This is a genomic window from Acinetobacter sp. YH16056_T (assembly GCF_024605895.1).
Classification (GTDB): Bacteria; Pseudomonadota; Gammaproteobacteria; order Pseudomonadales; family Moraxellaceae; genus Acinetobacter; species Acinetobacter amyesii.
Window position 1 is genome coordinate 2,329,723 of sequence record NZ_CP094545.1, and the last position, 15,542, is coordinate 2,345,264.

Below are 15,542 nucleotides of genomic sequence, written 5' to 3' on the forward strand. Positions count from 1 at the left end.
ATCATTTGTTTTTCTTATTGTTCTAAAAAGAATAATAAGTTTTATTCACAAAAAAAAGTAGTTTAGATACATATCACACATTTAATACGTAAATATAAAATAGCTAGGTGATTTTGTCTTTTCATGTGTGCAATCTCTACATTACAAAAACTGCGCCATAAAAAAACCCCGTATCTGACGATACGAGGTTTTTGAAGTTTGGGTACGCTGAGGTTTACATCATACCGCCCATGCCACCCATACCGCCCATATCAGGCATAGCAGGTTTATCTTCTGGAATTTCAGTAATCATACATTCTGTTGTTAACATCAGGCCAGCAACAGACGCTGCATGCTCAAGTGCAGAACGCGTTACTTTCGCTGGGTCAAGAATACCCATTTCAAGCATATCGCCATACTCTGAAGTTGCAGCGTTATAACCGAAGTTACCTTCACCATTTTTCACAGCATTGATTACAACTGATGGCTCATCGCCAGAGTTTGCAACGATTTGACGAAGCGGCGCTTCAATTGCACGACGTAAAATGTTGATACCCACATTTTGGTCATCGTTTGCACCAGTCACGCCTTCAAGTGATTTCGCAGCACGTACAAGTGCAACACCGCCACCCGCTACAACACCTTCTTCAACTGCAGCACGAGTTGCATGAAGTGCATCGTCAACGCGATCTTTCTTCTCTTTCATTTCAACTTCAGTTGCTGCACCAATTTTGATTACAGCAACACCGCCTGCCAATTTAGCAACGCGTTCTTGAAGTTTTTCTTTGTCGTATTCTGAAGTTGATTCTTCAATTTGAGCACGAATTTGAGTTACACGTTCAGCAATTTGCTCTGCAACACCTGCACCATCAACAATTACTGTGTTTTCTTTAGAAACAGTAACTTTATGCGCTGTACCTAAGTGCTCAAGTGTAGTTTGGTCTAAAGACATACCAACCTCTTCAGAAACTACAGTCGCGCCAGTTAAAATCGCGATGTCTTGAAGCATCGCTTTACGACGATCACCAAAACCAGGTGCTTTAACAGCACAAACTTTGATAATGCCACGCATGTTGTTTACAACAAGAGTTGCAAGTGCTTCACCTTCAACATCTTCAGCAATGATAAGAAGCGGTTTACCTGTTTTAGCAACAGCTTCAAGTACAGCAATTAATTCGCGGATGTTGCTGATTTTTTTATCAACAAGAAGAATGTATGGGTTTTCAAGTTCAGCTGTTAGTGTATCTTGCTTGTTTGCAAAGTACGGGCTGATGTAACCACGGTCAAACTGCATACCCTCTACAACATCTAGAGAATCTTCAAAGCCTGAACCTTCTTCAACAGTAATTACACCTTCTTTACCAACTTTTTCCATTGCTTGAGCAATAAGTTTACCAACAGTGGTGTCAGAGTTCGCAGAGATCGAACCTACTTGTTCAATGGCTTTAGAGTCAGAAGCAGGTTTAGCAGTCGCTTTAATTTCAGCAACAACAGCTTTAACCGCGATGTCGATACCGCGTTTAAGATCCATTGGGTTCATACCAGCAGTAACTGATTTGATCCCTTCATTTAGGATTGCTTGAGCAAGTACAGTTGCAGTTGTTGTACCGTCACCCGCGATGTCATTGGTTTTTGAAGACACTTCACGAACCAGCTGAGCGCCCATGTTTTCAAATTTGTCTTTTAATGTGATTTCTTTAGCAACAGAAACACCATCTTTAGTGATGTGCGGCGCACCGAAAGAACGGTCGATGACAACGTTACGGCCTTTAGGACCTAAAGTCACTTTTACAGCATCTGCAAGTACATTTACACCCGCGATCATTTTTGAACGCGCTGAATCACCAAATTTTACGTCTTTAGCTGACATGGTTTACTCCAAAATTTTTAATATATTTTTCAAATCGAATTTGGTTCGAAAGTTCTGAGATTAGCCTTCAAGTACAGCTAAAATGTCAGACTCTTTCATTACAAGAAGCTCTTCGCCGTCAACTTTTACTTTAGTACCTGCATAAGCACCGAAAAGCACGTTGTCACCAACTTTAACGTCTAACGCACGAACACCGTTGTCAGTTACTTTGCCGTTACCTACAGCAATGATTTCACCTTGAGCTGGTTGTTCAGCAGCAGAAGTACTCAAGATTAAACCGCCAGCAGTTTTAGTTTCTTTCTCAACACGGCGGATAACGACGTTGTCATGTAAAGGACGAATCTTGCTCATTTCTAACTCCATAGACATTTAAAATGTCATTGATAACGATGTGAAGATGACTTCTTATTTCCTAGGTCATCGACAAAATTTTGATATGACACTTTTGTGGGGATGGAATAAAACGCTTCAAGGGCAAATTCTAAATTTTTTCATCTTTTTGTATTTTTTTTCTTCAAAATTTAAATTTAAATGGTTAAAGTTCATCTAAAACATGAGTGCTGAGATTTTCTTCAAATATTTTTAACTTTGAATGATAAAAATAATGTCGCACATTCATCTGCTCATCAATGACATTAAAACTGTTGGCAAGGTTCTCATGTAGGCGATATGACGTCGCTGTGCCTGCATGAATATCCCAAACGGGATGATCAACGCCTAAAGCATAAATTTGATTGAGGTCATAGCTGGCTGGAACATGTAAATGTCCATGCAATAAACCATTCAAACCGTGTTGACTCCACTGTTCGAGCGCCAAACGCCCTTGAACAGGACAATCTTTCACACCATGCGGGTCATTGGGCGGCGTATAAAAAGGTTGATGCGCTATGATTAATTTCACTTTATTGGGCGGCGCATGTTTAAGTAACTCGTCGACATAATGTATTTGCTCGAGCGACACATGCCCTCGCGTATGGTAACGACGACGAATACTATTGATCCCAATTAAGTAGAAATGCTCGGTTTCCAGTACATTTTCCATGGCACCAAAAAATAGTTGATAACGTGCAAAAGGACTAAAAACACGGTTCCATAAATGATATAGCGGAATATCATGATTCCCCGGCACAACGATATAAGGCAGCTTTAAGCTTTCTAAAAATTGCTTACATGCATAAAACTGACGATAACGCGCACGTTGGGTCAAGTCTCCACTGGCAACCACGGCCTCGATACGCTGTTCACGACAAAATTGCTGAATAGCGCGCATACACTCTGGCTTTTCAGTGCCGAAATGCAGATCAGACAGATGCAGTATCATGTGGCACCCGTATCTTTAAGGCTTGTTTTTGCACTCGAATTTTAAGCGGCGGTTTCATTTCTACAATCTCACCATCCACAGCAACGGTCATTTTTTTTCGTTGGGTATGTATGGTGACTTCATCAGCGGCAAAACTATACACATCTGGTGCATTGTCGATATTGCCACGGATTAACTGCCATAAAATTTTAAATAACGTTTTCTTATCACTTTTTGCGACCACCACACCTGCAACTTTACCTGCCTCTGCATCCTTAGCAATTTGCAAGTTTAAATCGGCCAATTGCAATTGATTATTGCCAAAAAAGATCAAGGGCGTTTTGACTGGATAAATATGATGATCCACTTCGATTTCCAATTTCAGCTCTTTACGATCTCGAATGAGCACATCCAAACCTGAGGTATAAGCATGTAATGGGAAACGACCAAACTTTTGATTATAAAACTCTCTTTTTTGTATAAATAAAGGATACAAGCCCAAACTGGCATTGTTTAAATAGATATGTTCATTGATTTGCGCCACATGTACCTGCCGATTATTGCCTGTCGCAATCACCTGTGCCGCTTGAATTAAATCGAGAGGAATATTGAGTACCCGCGCCACATAATTAAATGTGCCCAAAGGTAAGACCCCCATAGGAATATCGGTATGCATCAACTGATGAGCAACAGCATTTAAGGTTCCATCACCACCTGCAGCAACCACAACACCCAAATTATCAGGGTCTTTATGGCGTGCAAATACCTTGCTCATTAAAGTATCAAAACTCGCTTCCTGCCCAAGCTCAAATGACTGTATTTCGAAATTATGATCGGATAATATCCGCACAAGTTCCTCGTAGACTTCATCTTTGTTTGCAGCATGAAATCCTGATTTTTTATTATAGATAATAGATAAAGGCTTGGCTTGTTTAATCACTTTTTATACATCTTGGCCGCTTAGTATTGTATTTTGTCGAATTTAACAGCAAATAATAGCGCCTTTATGTAAAAATCGAATTACCACCATTTATTTAATCAATAATAATTCTCAAATATCAATTACATGCAACTTTTTGTTTTTATTAAAAATAACTATATAAAATATTGTCCATCACGTTAATAAATAAAGTTAAAATTTATAACATTACATGTTAAGTTATTGTATTTTATCTATATTTAATATAAATAGCATTAACTACCAAAAAAAATCTACCACTTCTTTAGTCTTATTTTTTTTATGATTTTATGCTTTAATACAGCCACTTTTTTTCATCTTTTATCTGCATGATGTAACCCATGATGCAGATTATACTTTGTACGGTTAGTACATTTTTGAGATAGGCCTCACCATGACCCAAGTGAACGCACCAGAATTCGTTCGTCACCCTAAGCTAATTGCTTGGGTGGAAGAAATTGCCAAATTAACCAAACCAGCAAAAATCGAATGGTGTGACGGTAGCGCAGAAGAATATCAACGTTATATCGACTTGATGATCGCTAACGGCACTATGCAAGAACTTAACCAAGAAAAACATCCTGGTTCTTACCTTGCTAATTCTGATCCTTCTGACGTTGCTCGTGTTGAAGGTCGTACTTACATCTGTTCTGAAAAACAAGAAGATGCAGGCGCAACAAACAACTGGGAAGCTCCAGCTGAAATGCGTGCTCGTCTGAATGGTTTATTTGACGGTTCAATGAAAGGCCGTACTTTGTACGTTGTTCCTTTCTCTATGGGTCCTTTAGGTTCTCATATTGCTCACATCGGTATCGAACTTACTGATTCTCCTTACGTTGCTGTAAGCATGTCTAAAATGGCTCGTATGGGTAAAGCTGTTTATGACGTACTTGGTACTGACGGTGACTTCATTCCTTGCGTACACACTGTTGGTGCTCCGCTTGAAGAAGGTCAAAAAGACGTTGCTTGGCCTTGCAACCCTGAAAAATACATCGTTCATTACCCAGAAACTCGTGAAATCTGGTCTTACGGTTCTGGTTACGGCGGTAACGCATTGTTGGGTAAAAAATGCCTAGCTTTACGTATTGCATCTTCTATGGGTCGTCAACAAGGTTGGTTAGCTGAACACATGCTCATCCTTGGCGTGACAAACCCACAAGGCGAAAAACACTACATCGCAGCTGCATTCCCTTCTGCGTGTGGTAAAACAAACTTCGCGATGTTGATTCCACCAGCGGGTTACGAAGGTTGGAAAATTGAAACTGTAGGTGATGATATTGCTTGGATCAAACCAGGTGAAGATGGTCGTTTATATGCAATCAACCCTGAAGCTGGTTTCTTCGGTGTAGCACCTGGTACAAATACCAAGACTAACCCGAACTGTATGGCGACTCTTCATAAAGACGTAATCTATACTAACGTTGCTGTAACTGACAACGGTGAAGTATGGTGGGAAGGTCTTTCTAAAGAAGTACCTGCTAATCTAACTAACTGGAAAGGTCAACCACACACCGGCGAAGAAAAAGCAGCTCATCCAAATGCTCGTTTCACTGTTTCAGCTGGTCAGTGTCCTTCTATTGATGCTGACTGGGAAAATCCAGCAGGTGTTCCAATTTCTGCGTTCATCTTCGGTGGTCGTCGTGCAGACACAGTGCCTCTAATTTCAGAAGCATTTGACTGGGTTGACGGTGTTTACAAAGCTGCAACTATGGGCTCTGAAACAACTGCTGCTGCTGTTGGTCAACAAGGTATCGTTCGTCGTGACCCATTCGCAATGCTTCCATTTGCGGGTTACAACATGGCTGACTACTTCTCTCACTGGTTAGAACTTGGTGAAGAAGTTGCTGCTAAAGCTAAAGCTGCTGGCAATAAACTTCCTGGTATCTACAACGTGAACTGGTTCCGTCGTGATGCTGAAGGTAACTTTGTATGGCCTGGTTTCGGTCAAAACATGCGTGTTCTTGAGTGGATCATTGACCGTTGTGAAGGTCGTGCAGACGCTGTTGAAACACCTATCGGCCTTGTTCCAACATACGAACAATTGAACTGGACTGGTTCAGACTTCACTAAAGAGCAATTCGAGCTTGTAACTTCTCAAGATAAAGATCAATGGATCAAAGAACTTGAAAGCCACACTGAATTGTTCAACAAACTTGGTGATCGCTTACCAAAAGCACTTAAAGTACGTCAAGACGAACTTTTAGAAGCTGTAAAAAAATCTGCTTAATTGGCCTTTAATTTCCCTCCTTTAAAAGAGGGATTAAGAAAGATTTAAAAGACCGCCTTGCGCGGTCTTTTTTATATCAACTAAGCCACATCTTGAGCTTTTTGCTTTATACGTATTGCCATTAAGTACTCGTCCAAAACATCAACTTCAGATGCACTGAATTGCAAATATAACTTTGTGCGTCTTTGCAAAATATCTTCAGAGCTTCTCGCCCACTCATGCTCAACCAAATAATCTACTTCTTGAGCATACAAGCCATGCCCGAAGTTTTGCCCAAGCTCATCAATCGAAGTTAAATGATTCAGCAAAATCCAGACACGTGTTCCATAAGCATGCGCCCAACGACTGGCTAGACTGATCGAAACCCCTCGCACTTTTTGTTGGATTTCAGCTATCAACTGCTCGATTGATTCTAAATTTTCCGCACCAGGCAATGCTGTATCAGCAGTCCAAGGTTTGGATCGATGATGAAAAACAGTTTTAAGCTGATCTAATGCCGCTTCTGCTAGTTTTCGGTAAGTGGTAAGTTTGCCACCAAAGATTGAAAGTAATGCAGCCCCTTCTACATCGGTCAGTGCCAAAGTATAATCTCGCGTGACTGCGGCTGGATTATCTGACTCATCATCACACAGCGGACGCACACCTGAATAAGTTGAAATGATGTCCGTTTGCGTCAATTGAGTTTTAAAGTGATCATTTGACACATCAAGCAAGTAATCGATTTCTTCTTGGCTTATCTTTACTCGATTTGGGTCTGCATGATATTCACGATCTGTCGTACCGATCAGAGTAAATTGTTCTAAATATGGGATCGCAAAAACAATGCGATGATCATCATTTTGCATAATAAAAGCTTTATCACCGTCAAAGAGCTTTGGCACAATAATATGGCTACCTTGTATCAGCCGTATACTATAAGGTGACTCTTGCTTTAACCCCTGTTTTATAAAGTCAGCAACCCAAGGACCTGCCGCATTCACCAATACTTTAGCCTGCACATTTTGCAAACCCTTAGCATTTTTTAAACACACTCGCCAAATGCCACCTTTACTATATGCATTTAAACATTCTGTTCGAGTCAGAATCTGTGCACCATGTTCCCGTGCTTGTATCGCATTAAGTACAACCAAGCGTGCGTCATCCACTGCACAATCGGAATATTCAAACCCTCGGGTAAATCTAGGTGCTAAAGGACTAGCTTCCACATCAAATTCAATTCCATTTGAACCTGCAAGCTGTTCACGTTTACCCAAATAATCATAAAAGAATAATCCAGTACGAATCAGCCAAGCCGGACGTAAGTGCGGTTCATGTGGCATGATAAAACGCATCGGTCGAATAATATGAGGGGCTTTTTTAAGGAGAACTTCGCGTTCTGCGAGTGCTTCACGTACCAAACGAAATTCTTTATGTTCTAAATAGCGCAGACCACCATGAATTAATTTGCTACTTGCAGATGAAGTATGGCTCGCGAGATCGTCTTTTTCACAGAGCAAAACACTTAAACCCCGCCCCGCAGCATCACAGGCAATACCAACACCATTAATTCCACCACCAATGACCACCATGTCATATATTGATTGTTGTTCTGTATTCATCGCTCCCTCCCACTCTATCTTTTTATTCAACAATGCTTCGTTTTCTTTGCTTTATTATTTTTCTCATTGATCATGATTTTTTGATCAAGATACCTATTTTGGTCACGATATCCTTACGCTGAGTTTTTGTATTCCTCATTAAATGAGAAGTTATATTTTAAATGTACGTTTAAAAGCCTGCTGGCTCAAGTATGAAATCAATCATTTTAAGGCCCAAACCATTATTCAAAGCAAAATTCATGACAAGTTGTTGATTTGTACACTTTTTAAACAAAACCTCTTTTTTAGTTTACATTTCATGCTTTTCGATACGCATAAGATATTTTCACATAATAAAAAAAGATGGATTTTAAAATGACGGAAGAAATTGTTACTCAATCAAATTTAGATACAAAGACCCGAGTGAAATCCATTCTCGGTGGTTCAGCCGGTAATCTTGTTGAATGGTACGATTGGTATGTCTATGCAGCATTCACCCTCTATTTCGCCCATGCTTTTTTCCCTCAAGGTAGCCAGACTGCACAGCTTCTCCAAGCTGCGGCCATCTTTGCAGTCGGTTTCCTCATGCGACCCATTGGTGCATGGATTATGGGGATCTATTCAGACAAAAAAGGTCGAAAGTCAGGTTTAACCCTCTCCGTCACACTCATGTGTATCGGCTCATTGATGATTGCCATTTCTCCAACGCATGACCAAATTGGTATTTTGGCGCCGATTATTCTTGTGGTTGCACGACTAATTCAAGGTTTAAGTGTCGGCGGTGAATATGGCGCTAGTGCGACCTACCTCAGTGAAATGGCTGACCGTGACCGTCGTGGTTTTTTTCAAGCTTTCAATATGTGACACTGATTGCAGGTCAGTTGACTGCACTGTGCGTACTACTTATTTTGCAATGGTTGCTGACAGAAGAACAATTGCATGATTGGGGCTGGCGTATTCCGTTCTTTATCGGTGCGTGTTTAGCGGTAGTGGTTTTCCGTATTCGACGTGGCCTACTAGAAACCCAGTCCTTCAAAAATGCACAAGAGCAAAAGGACCAGCCTGAATCAGGCTTATTTTCTCTATTTAAGCATTATCCGAAAGAAGCATTCACGGTGTTATTTTTTAACAGCTGGGGGTACATTGGCTTTTTATACCTACACCACCTATTTGCAAAAATATCTGGTCAATACCTCTGGCTTTAGTAAACCTGAGGCCACGCAAATCACCACTTTAGCACTGTTTATTTTTATGTGCTTACAACCACTAGCAGGTGGTCTATCCGATAAAATTGGTCGTAAGCCTTTAATGATCGCTTTTGGGATCTTAGGGGTGCTGTTCACCTATGTTCTATTTAGTGCATTAGGACAAACTCAAGATTATTGGACTGCATTTTGGCTCTGTCTCGCAGGTCTAGTGATTGTCACGGGATACACCTCGATCAATGCGGTTGTAAAAGCAGAAATGTTCCCTGCGCATATTCGCGCATTGGGTGTTGCACTGCCTTATGCTCTTGCAAATACCATCTTTGGTGGTACGGCAGAATTCTTCGCGCTGAGTTTTAAAGAAGCTGGTCACGAGTCATGGTTCTTTATCTATGTGACCATCATGATTTTTATTTCGTTATTGGTCTACGTCTTTATGAAAGACACCAAACACCATTCCAAAATTCAGGAGCATTGATCAGGGTTATTTGAAGATGAGTTATTGATCAATCTGATCAAAAACAGCATGTTTTCCCCATCAAAGCCTCAGTCTATGAGGCTTTGTTTTTTTTCATTTAGTCGTGAAAAATGTATCTGGTCAAAAATATCGCATTTTATAGACTAAAGTCGCATGATTTTCTGCGACAACAGGAGTATAAATTAAATAAATATAGTTCCATCTCCCATTTCGACAAAATATATTGATTTAAACTTTTCCCAAAGAGTTTAAATGGATATGTTTTGCATTCATTCCTTGGAGAATGATGTGTCAAACTCATCTGAGCCAGTTGTTCCTGAACAATTGGATAGAAAAACTCGTGTCAAATCTATCCTCGGCGGATCTGCCGGCAACCTCGTTGAATGGTACGACTGGTATGTCTACGCTGCCTTTACCCTTTACTTTGCACCGCAATTTTTCCCTGATGGTGACAATACTGTAAAACTCTTACAAGCGGCTGCAGTCTTTGCACTCGGTTTCTTAATGCGTCCAATCGGCGCATGGGTCATGGGTATTTATGCTGACCGTAAAGGTCGTAAAGCAGGTTTAACGCTGTCTGTATCGTTGATGTGTGTCGGCTCACTGATGATCGCATGTGCACCAACCTACGATTCTGTAGGGATGCTCGCACCCGCTATTCTACTTTTAGCGCGTTTACTCCAAGGCTTAAGTGTTGGTGGTGAATATGGTTCTAGTGCCACCTATTTGACTGAAATGGCAGGTAAAAACCATCGTGGTTTCTTCTCAAGTTTCCAATATGTCACACTGATTTCAGGTCAGCTATTGGCACTTTGCGTTTTAATTATCTTACAACGCAATTTCTCAGAACAAGCTTTAACTGAATGGGGCTGGCGTGTTCCGTTCTTCATCGGTGCATTACTCGCTATTGTGGTGTTCTGGATTCGTCGCGGTTTAGTTGAAACTCAATCCTCTAAAGAAGCTCAAGAACAAGCTAAAAATGGTGGTCCAAAATCAGGTGCTTTAGCGTTATTTACCAAATACCCTAAACAAGCCTTCACTGTGATCATGTTGACTGCCGGTGGTACTTTAGCGTTCAACACTTTTACCACATATTTACAAAAATATTTGGTCAACACGTCTGGCTTTGAAAAAACCACAGCAACTGAAATTACCACTGCTGCAATTTTCATCTTCATGCTTTTACAACCTGCTGTCGGTGCGCTTTCAGACAAAATTGGTCGTAAGCCAATTATGATCGCCTTTGGTGTGCTTGGTGTGCTGTTTACCATTCCTATTTTCAATGGTATCGGTTCAACTACCAGCCCAACCACAGCATTTATGCTTTGCATGAGCGGTATGGTGATTGTCACTGGTTATACTGCGATTAATGCCGTAGTAAAAGCAGAGTTGTTCCCTGCACACATCCGTGCCCTAGGTGTTGCATTGCCTTATGCCATTGCAAATACACTCTTTGGTGGTACCGCAGAACTTGTAGCTTTGAGCTTCAAAAATGCAGGCCATGAAAACTACTTCTTCTACTACATTACATTCATGATTGGTTTATCTTTAATTACCTATGTCTTCATGAAAGATACTAAAAAACATAGCATGATCACTGACGATTAATTCGCTCAGCCCTGCTATTCCACTTAAGCTCATCAAAGCCTATTTTGATGAGCTTTTTTTATCTCCATTTCCATCTACTCATCGTTTCGGCTGCATCAAAGATTTAATCAAACTTCTTTGGCTTTCTTTGTTTTCGCCATCGAGTCGACAGACGGACTATGGCATACTGAGCATACAAATACACACGGCGAATGAATGATGAAAAATATTTACAAAGTTTTAAGTTTGGGTATTGTTGCAATGTCGATGGCTGCTTGCCAAAGCACTCCACGTGCTTTTAATGGTCAAACGGGCTTTCAAATAGAGTCCAAATCTGCAGATAGCGCAACACTTGCATATACTTTAGCGGGTCGCCAAAACCAACAACTGGATGCCAATAAATTACAACGTGCTTGCCAAAAAGTATTAAATACGCAAAAGACCTATAAATTACAAATCTTAAGCGTGAACGAAATTGCAAATCCTGCTTTGGAAAATACCCAGTACGGCCGTCAAATTGGTAATACACGTGCGAACTTCGGTCTATCAAATACTCCTGATCTACGTAACTCTGAAAACTTAGGCGCGCGTGATGCACTCGATGCTCGCCCTGCCACCTTACGTGTGGTTCGCTATACCTGTTCTTAATCAAATTTGCTGTTCAAAAGATAAAAATAAGACGCTTAAAGCGTCTTATTTTTTATGGGTTTAATATTTATAGGGTTTTATAAAAACTCACATTACGAAACTCAGGTGATTCATCCAAATCAGGCCATGTTGTCGCGCTTCGTTCATCGAGTTTTTCATATTTAGGATGACTAAAGTTTTTCACACGACTGTCTGCCACCCACACTTCAGGAGCAAACTTTAAAAACTCATCCAAAAAGAAACGATTGCATTGGTCATACAGCACATCGGCAGCCAATAAAATATCGACTTGCTCCGCTTTATACAGATCATCTAAATATTCGAGTTCAACATTGTTTAGCTCTGCATTGGCACGGCATGCATCTAGGCTCACTTGGTCGATGTCACAGCAGATCACGCGTTTCGCCCCTGCCATTTTTGCTGCAATCGCCACCACACCTGAACCTGCACCAAAGTCCAACACCACTTTATCTTTGACATGATGGGGTTCAGCCAACAACCACTGCGCCATTGCAAGCCCTGAAGCCCAACAAAAAATCCAATACGGCGTATCATTCCATATACGACGAATGACTTCATTATCCAATTTATCGGTTGGAAATACCGGTGGGATCAACCATAAAGAAATCGGGGTTTCAGGCAACTGTTGAGCATGTAATTCACAATGTGGAATGACTTCATGCAGTGCTTTAAGTAAATGTTCAGGGGCTTTGGGAAATTGGAAAGTACAGCTCATATTAAGCCTTGGAGATGATTTTATTTGAATTTATAAACGTATCAGATACGCGACATCGTCATCTGCTGCTGTGCGAGACAGACCTTAATCGAATGAACACTGTTTCTGCGACACCATTAATCAAAAGGCTGATTATGTCGAGTTCAGCAGATGACAAATGGTTTTGGTTACTTTTGCCGAAACAAAAGTAATATACGAGCTTCTTACATTTATAAGTCACAACGGTAAGACTCCGTTGTGACTTTAAGATCTTTTTATTAAAAGATTAACCCAACGCTTTTTCAGCAGCTTCAACAGTTTGACGAATCAACGTTGTAATGGTCATAGGACCTACACCACCCGGAACAGGTGTATAAGCAGAAGCAACTTCTTCAATACCCACCAATTGGATATCACCTACACCACCGCCATTACGTGGATGAAAGCCAGCGTCAACAACCACTGCACCCGGTTTGATCCAATCTTTTTGAATCAATTCAGCTTTACCTACCGCACCCACAATAATATCCGCTTGCTTTACAAAGTCAGCTAAGTTTTGAGTACGTGAGTGGCAAGTGGTCACTGTTGCATTCGCTTCAAGTAGCATCGCAGACATTGGTTTACCCAAAATTGCAGAACGACCCACAACAACCGCATGTTTCCCTGCGATTTCAATGTTGTTTTCTTTTAAAATGGTCATGATGCCTGCAGGAGTCGCAGAACCATATGCTGCTTCACCCATTGCCATACGACCAAAACCTAAGCAAGTTACGCCATCTACGTCTTTTTCAAGAGAGATCGCATCGAAACATGCACGCTCATCAATTTGAGCAGGTACTGGGTGTTGTAACAAAATACCGTGAACATCTGGGTTTGCATTTAATTTTTCAATTTCAGCAAGTAATTGTTCAGTTGTGGTTTCTTTAGGAAGCTCAACTTTTAATGAATCCATACCAACACGGCGGCAAGCATTCCCTTTCATACGTACATAAGTTGCAGATGCACCATCGTCACCTACCAAAATAGTCGCAAGAATTGGGGTACGACCAGTTTTCTCTTTTAGCGCTTCTACGCGAGTCAACAAGTCAGCTTCAATTTTCTTCGCCAATGCACGACCATCTAAAACTAATGCCACGGCACTTCTCCAAGTGATGATATGAATCAATTTTGCACATAATACATGATTATTTTAAATTTTTTACCTTGTATGCTGCTTTTATGCGCATACAGATGAATCTGCTATTGTTTTTTTTTCAGAGCTTGCTAATATACGCATCAACAAGACGCGGCGGGGTGGCAGAGTGGTCATGCAGCGGACTGCAACTCCGTGGACGCCGGTTCGATTCCGACCTCCGCCTCCAATCTTGTTAAAGCCCGAGTGGTGAAATCGGTAGACACAGGGGATTTAAAATCCCCCGCCCACAAAGCGTGCCAGTTCGAGTCTGGCCTCGGGCACCATTCTTCTACTACTGAAGATGGTGTAATAAAGAACCCAGCGATAAGCTGGTTTTTTTATGTCTAAAATTTAGCAACAGATGTTACGCACGTAAAAGTAATTTCACATTATTTACCGATATTTAAATCTACTCGACAGAGTCTTACATCTAGGGATTGAATAAAGGGATTAGCCTTCGGCTGGAGGTACTTTTGTTTCGGCAAAAGTACCCAAAACCATTGTCATCCGCAAAACTCGTTCACTAGCGTCTACTTATTCAAAGTATTGCAAAAACATTTTTGATTAAAAACAACCCTGTCTCAAACACTTGCGGATGACCTTACCGCGTATCATTCTTTTATTTGAATCAAATTGTGCTTTTGATGTTACTGCGTCAAATCAGATAGGAATACAATAAAAAAGAGGGACATTGCCCTCTTTAATTATTTTAAAACACCCTGCAAATACATCGCGTTTTAAAAATAATCCTTTAGATCACTTCAACCACAATCTTACCCACATGGTCGCCTGTATCCATGGCTGCATGTGCATCTTGGATTTGATCAAACTTAAATGTTTTGTAGATCATTGGCAGGCATTCACCTTTAGACCATAACGGAACAACATTTTCCTGAATGCCTTTGGCAATCTCTGCTTTTTCTGCAGTATTACGCGCACGCATGGTTGAGCCTGTAATGGTCAAACGCTTCATCATGATTTGACCCAGCTTCACATCTTTGGCTTTCGCTCCACCTAAAAATGCGATATAGACCAAACGACCATCACGACGTAATAGATTGAGGTTCTGCGCCAAATACGGTGCACCAACGATATCTAGAATGACATCTACACCTTGCTCATTGGTCGCTTCATTAATCACTTGCTCAAAGTCTTGAGTTTTATAGTTAATGGCATGAGTGATATTTGAAATCGCAGCGACTTTTTCATCTGAACCGACTGTTGCAAAGGTTTTCATGCCCAACGCATTACACAGCATAATGGCTGTGGTACCAATACCACTGGTTCCACCATGAATCAGCACCGTTTCACCTGCTTTGGCTTTACCCATTTGGAATACATTCGCCCAAACCGTAAAGAATGTTTCAGGAATCGCTGCTGCTTGGGTAAAGCTTACACCTTCAGGAATACGAATGGTTTGGCTTTCAGGCACCACGCAATATTCTGCATAACCGCCGCCATTGGTCAGACCGCAGACTTTATCACCCACTTTAAACAAAGTGACCTCTGCACCGACAGCAACCACTTCACCTGCCACTTCCAAACCTGGTACTGACGTTACGCCTTTCGGCATTGGGTACAAGCCTTGGCGCTGTAAAATGTCTGGACGATTGATGCCAAAGGCATGCACTTTAACCAACACTTCATCTGCTTTCGCTTCTGGGATGGCAACACTTTCATAGGCCAGTTTATCTACACCGCCCGGCTCAGTAATAATGACCTGCTGCATGCTTTGCTGTGACATTGTTTTTCCTTTTCAATTATTGACTATTCATCTATCTCTGCACTATTTGAACATAGAAATGCCGCAGAATGAATAAACAT

General features: G+C 41.1%; 11 protein-coding genes, 2 tRNA genes and 1 pseudogene. 6 read left to right on the forward strand and 8 right to left on the reverse strand.

Annotation, left to right across the window (positions count from 1 at the left end; genetic code table 11):
* Positions 1 to 214: 214 nt before the first annotated feature.
* The 4 genes from groL to MST17_RS11545 form a co-directional block, all read right to left on the reverse strand.
* A complete protein-coding gene (gene groL, locus MST17_RS11530; protein WP_180026657.1) occupies positions 215 to 1,849 on the reverse strand; it encodes a chaperonin GroEL in 1,635 nt (544 codons plus the stop codon).
* Between the two features lie 60 nt (positions 1,850 to 1,909).
* The gene (gene groES / locus MST17_RS11535; RefSeq protein WP_078189876.1) at positions 1,910 to 2,200 is read right to left on the reverse strand and encodes a co-chaperone GroES; all 291 of its coding nucleotides are present in this window, start codon (positions 2,198 to 2,200) and stop codon (positions 1,910 to 1,912) included.
* A 184-nt stretch (positions 2,201 to 2,384) separates the two neighbouring features.
* On the reverse strand, positions 2,385 to 3,170 hold the full coding sequence (locus MST17_RS11540; RefSeq protein ID WP_180026656.1) for a metallophosphoesterase: 786 nt from the start codon (positions 3,168 to 3,170) through the stop codon (positions 2,385 to 2,387).
* A complete protein-coding gene (locus MST17_RS11545; protein WP_078192968.1) occupies positions 3,151 to 4,089 on the reverse strand; it encodes a diacylglycerol kinase family protein in 939 nt (312 codons plus the stop codon). Before MST17_RS11545 ends, MST17_RS11540 begins: the two co-directional genes overlap by 20 nt.
* Positions 4,090 to 4,501: 412 nt before the next feature.
* Between MST17_RS11545 and MST17_RS11550 the strand changes: the two genes are divergently transcribed.
* Positions 4,502 to 6,334: a phosphoenolpyruvate carboxykinase (GTP) gene (locus tag MST17_RS11550; protein ID WP_180003944.1), complete on the forward strand. Its 1,833-nt coding sequence runs from the start codon at positions 4,502 to 4,504 to the stop codon at positions 6,332 to 6,334.
* An 80-nt stretch (positions 6,335 to 6,414) separates the two neighbouring features.
* Here MST17_RS11550 and glpD read toward each other — a convergent pair whose 3' ends face one another.
* A complete protein-coding gene (gene glpD / locus MST17_RS11555) occupies positions 6,415 to 7,932 on the reverse strand; it encodes a glycerol-3-phosphate dehydrogenase (RefSeq protein ID WP_180026655.1) in 1,518 nt (505 codons plus the stop codon).
* Positions 7,933 to 8,274: 342 nt separating this feature from the next.
* Between glpD and MST17_RS11560 the strand changes: the two are divergent.
* The 3 genes and pseudogenes from MST17_RS11560 (at position 8,275) to MST17_RS11570 (ending at position 11,829) form a co-directional block, all read left to right on the forward strand.
* Positions 8,275 to 9,594: pseudogene (locus MST17_RS11560) on the forward strand (MFS transporter).
* 288 nt (positions 9,595 to 9,882) lie between these two features.
* Positions 9,883 to 11,202, forward strand: a complete 1,320-nt coding sequence (locus tag MST17_RS11565; RefSeq protein WP_078190125.1) for an MFS transporter — start codon at positions 9,883 to 9,885, stop codon at positions 11,200 to 11,202.
* A 198-nt stretch (positions 11,203 to 11,400) separates the two neighbouring features.
* Positions 11,401 to 11,829: a hypothetical protein gene (locus tag MST17_RS11570; RefSeq protein WP_078193296.1), complete on the forward strand. Its 429-nt coding sequence runs from the start codon at positions 11,401 to 11,403 to the stop codon at positions 11,827 to 11,829.
* A 67-nt stretch (positions 11,830 to 11,896) separates the two neighbouring features.
* Here the strand turns inward: MST17_RS11570 and MST17_RS11575 are convergent, their stop codons facing one another.
* Positions 11,897 to 12,565, reverse strand: a complete 669-nt coding sequence (locus MST17_RS11575) for a methyltransferase (protein ID WP_180020683.1) — start codon at positions 12,563 to 12,565, stop codon at positions 11,897 to 11,899.
* Positions 12,566 to 12,830: 265 nt separating this feature from the next.
* Entirely contained in the window at positions 12,831 to 13,679 is an 849-nt protein-coding gene (folD, locus tag MST17_RS11580; protein ID WP_180026654.1) for a bifunctional methylenetetrahydrofolate dehydrogenase/methenyltetrahydrofolate cyclohydrolase FolD, read from the reverse strand.
* Between the two features lie 152 nt (positions 13,680 to 13,831).
* Here folD and MST17_RS11585 point away from each other — a divergent pair.
* Together MST17_RS11585 and MST17_RS11590 are read left to right on the forward strand one after the other, a co-directional pair.
* Positions 13,832 to 13,905, forward strand: a tRNA-Cys gene (locus MST17_RS11585).
* Between the two features lie 11 nt (positions 13,906 to 13,916).
* Positions 13,917 to 14,002, forward strand: a tRNA-Leu gene (locus MST17_RS11590).
* A gap of 467 nt (positions 14,003 to 14,469) precedes the next feature.
* On the opposite strand, the gene MST17_RS11595 is transcribed toward MST17_RS11590, so the two are convergent.
* The gene (locus MST17_RS11595; protein WP_180026653.1) at positions 14,470 to 15,462 is read right to left on the reverse strand and encodes an NAD(P)H-quinone oxidoreductase; all 993 of its coding nucleotides are present in this window, start codon (positions 15,460 to 15,462) and stop codon (positions 14,470 to 14,472) included.
* Positions 15,463 to 15,542: the final 80 nt, after the last annotated feature.

Excerpts from the sequence above, each read along its gene's own strand:
- MST17_RS11570 (WP_078193296.1), top strand. The coding sequence starts at position 11,401 with ATGAAAAATATTTACAAAGTTTTAAGTTTGGGTATTGTTGCAATGTCG.
- MST17_RS11575 (WP_180020683.1), bottom strand. The coding sequence starts at position 12,565 with ATGAGCTGTACTTTCCAATTTCCCAAAGCCCCTGAACATTTACTTAAA.
- groES (WP_078189876.1), bottom strand. The coding sequence starts at position 2,200 with ATGAGCAAGATTCGTCCTTTACATGACAACGTCGTTATCCGCCGTGTT.
- MST17_RS11550 (WP_180003944.1), top strand. The coding sequence starts at position 4,502 with ATGACCCAAGTGAACGCACCAGAATTCGTTCGTCACCCTAAGCTAATT.
- MST17_RS11595 (WP_180026653.1), bottom strand. The coding sequence starts at position 15,462 with ATGTCACAGCAAAGCATGCAGCAGGTCATTATTACTGAGCCGGGCGGT.
- groL (WP_180026657.1), bottom strand. The coding sequence starts at position 1,849 with ATGTCAGCTAAAGACGTAAAATTTGGTGATTCAGCGCGTTCAAAAATG.
- MST17_RS11540 (WP_180026656.1), bottom strand. The coding sequence starts at position 3,170 with ATGATACTGCATCTGTCTGATCTGCATTTCGGCACTGAAAAGCCAGAG.
- glpD (WP_180026655.1), bottom strand. The coding sequence starts at position 7,932 with ATGAATACAGAACAACAATCAATATATGACATGGTGGTCATTGGTGGT.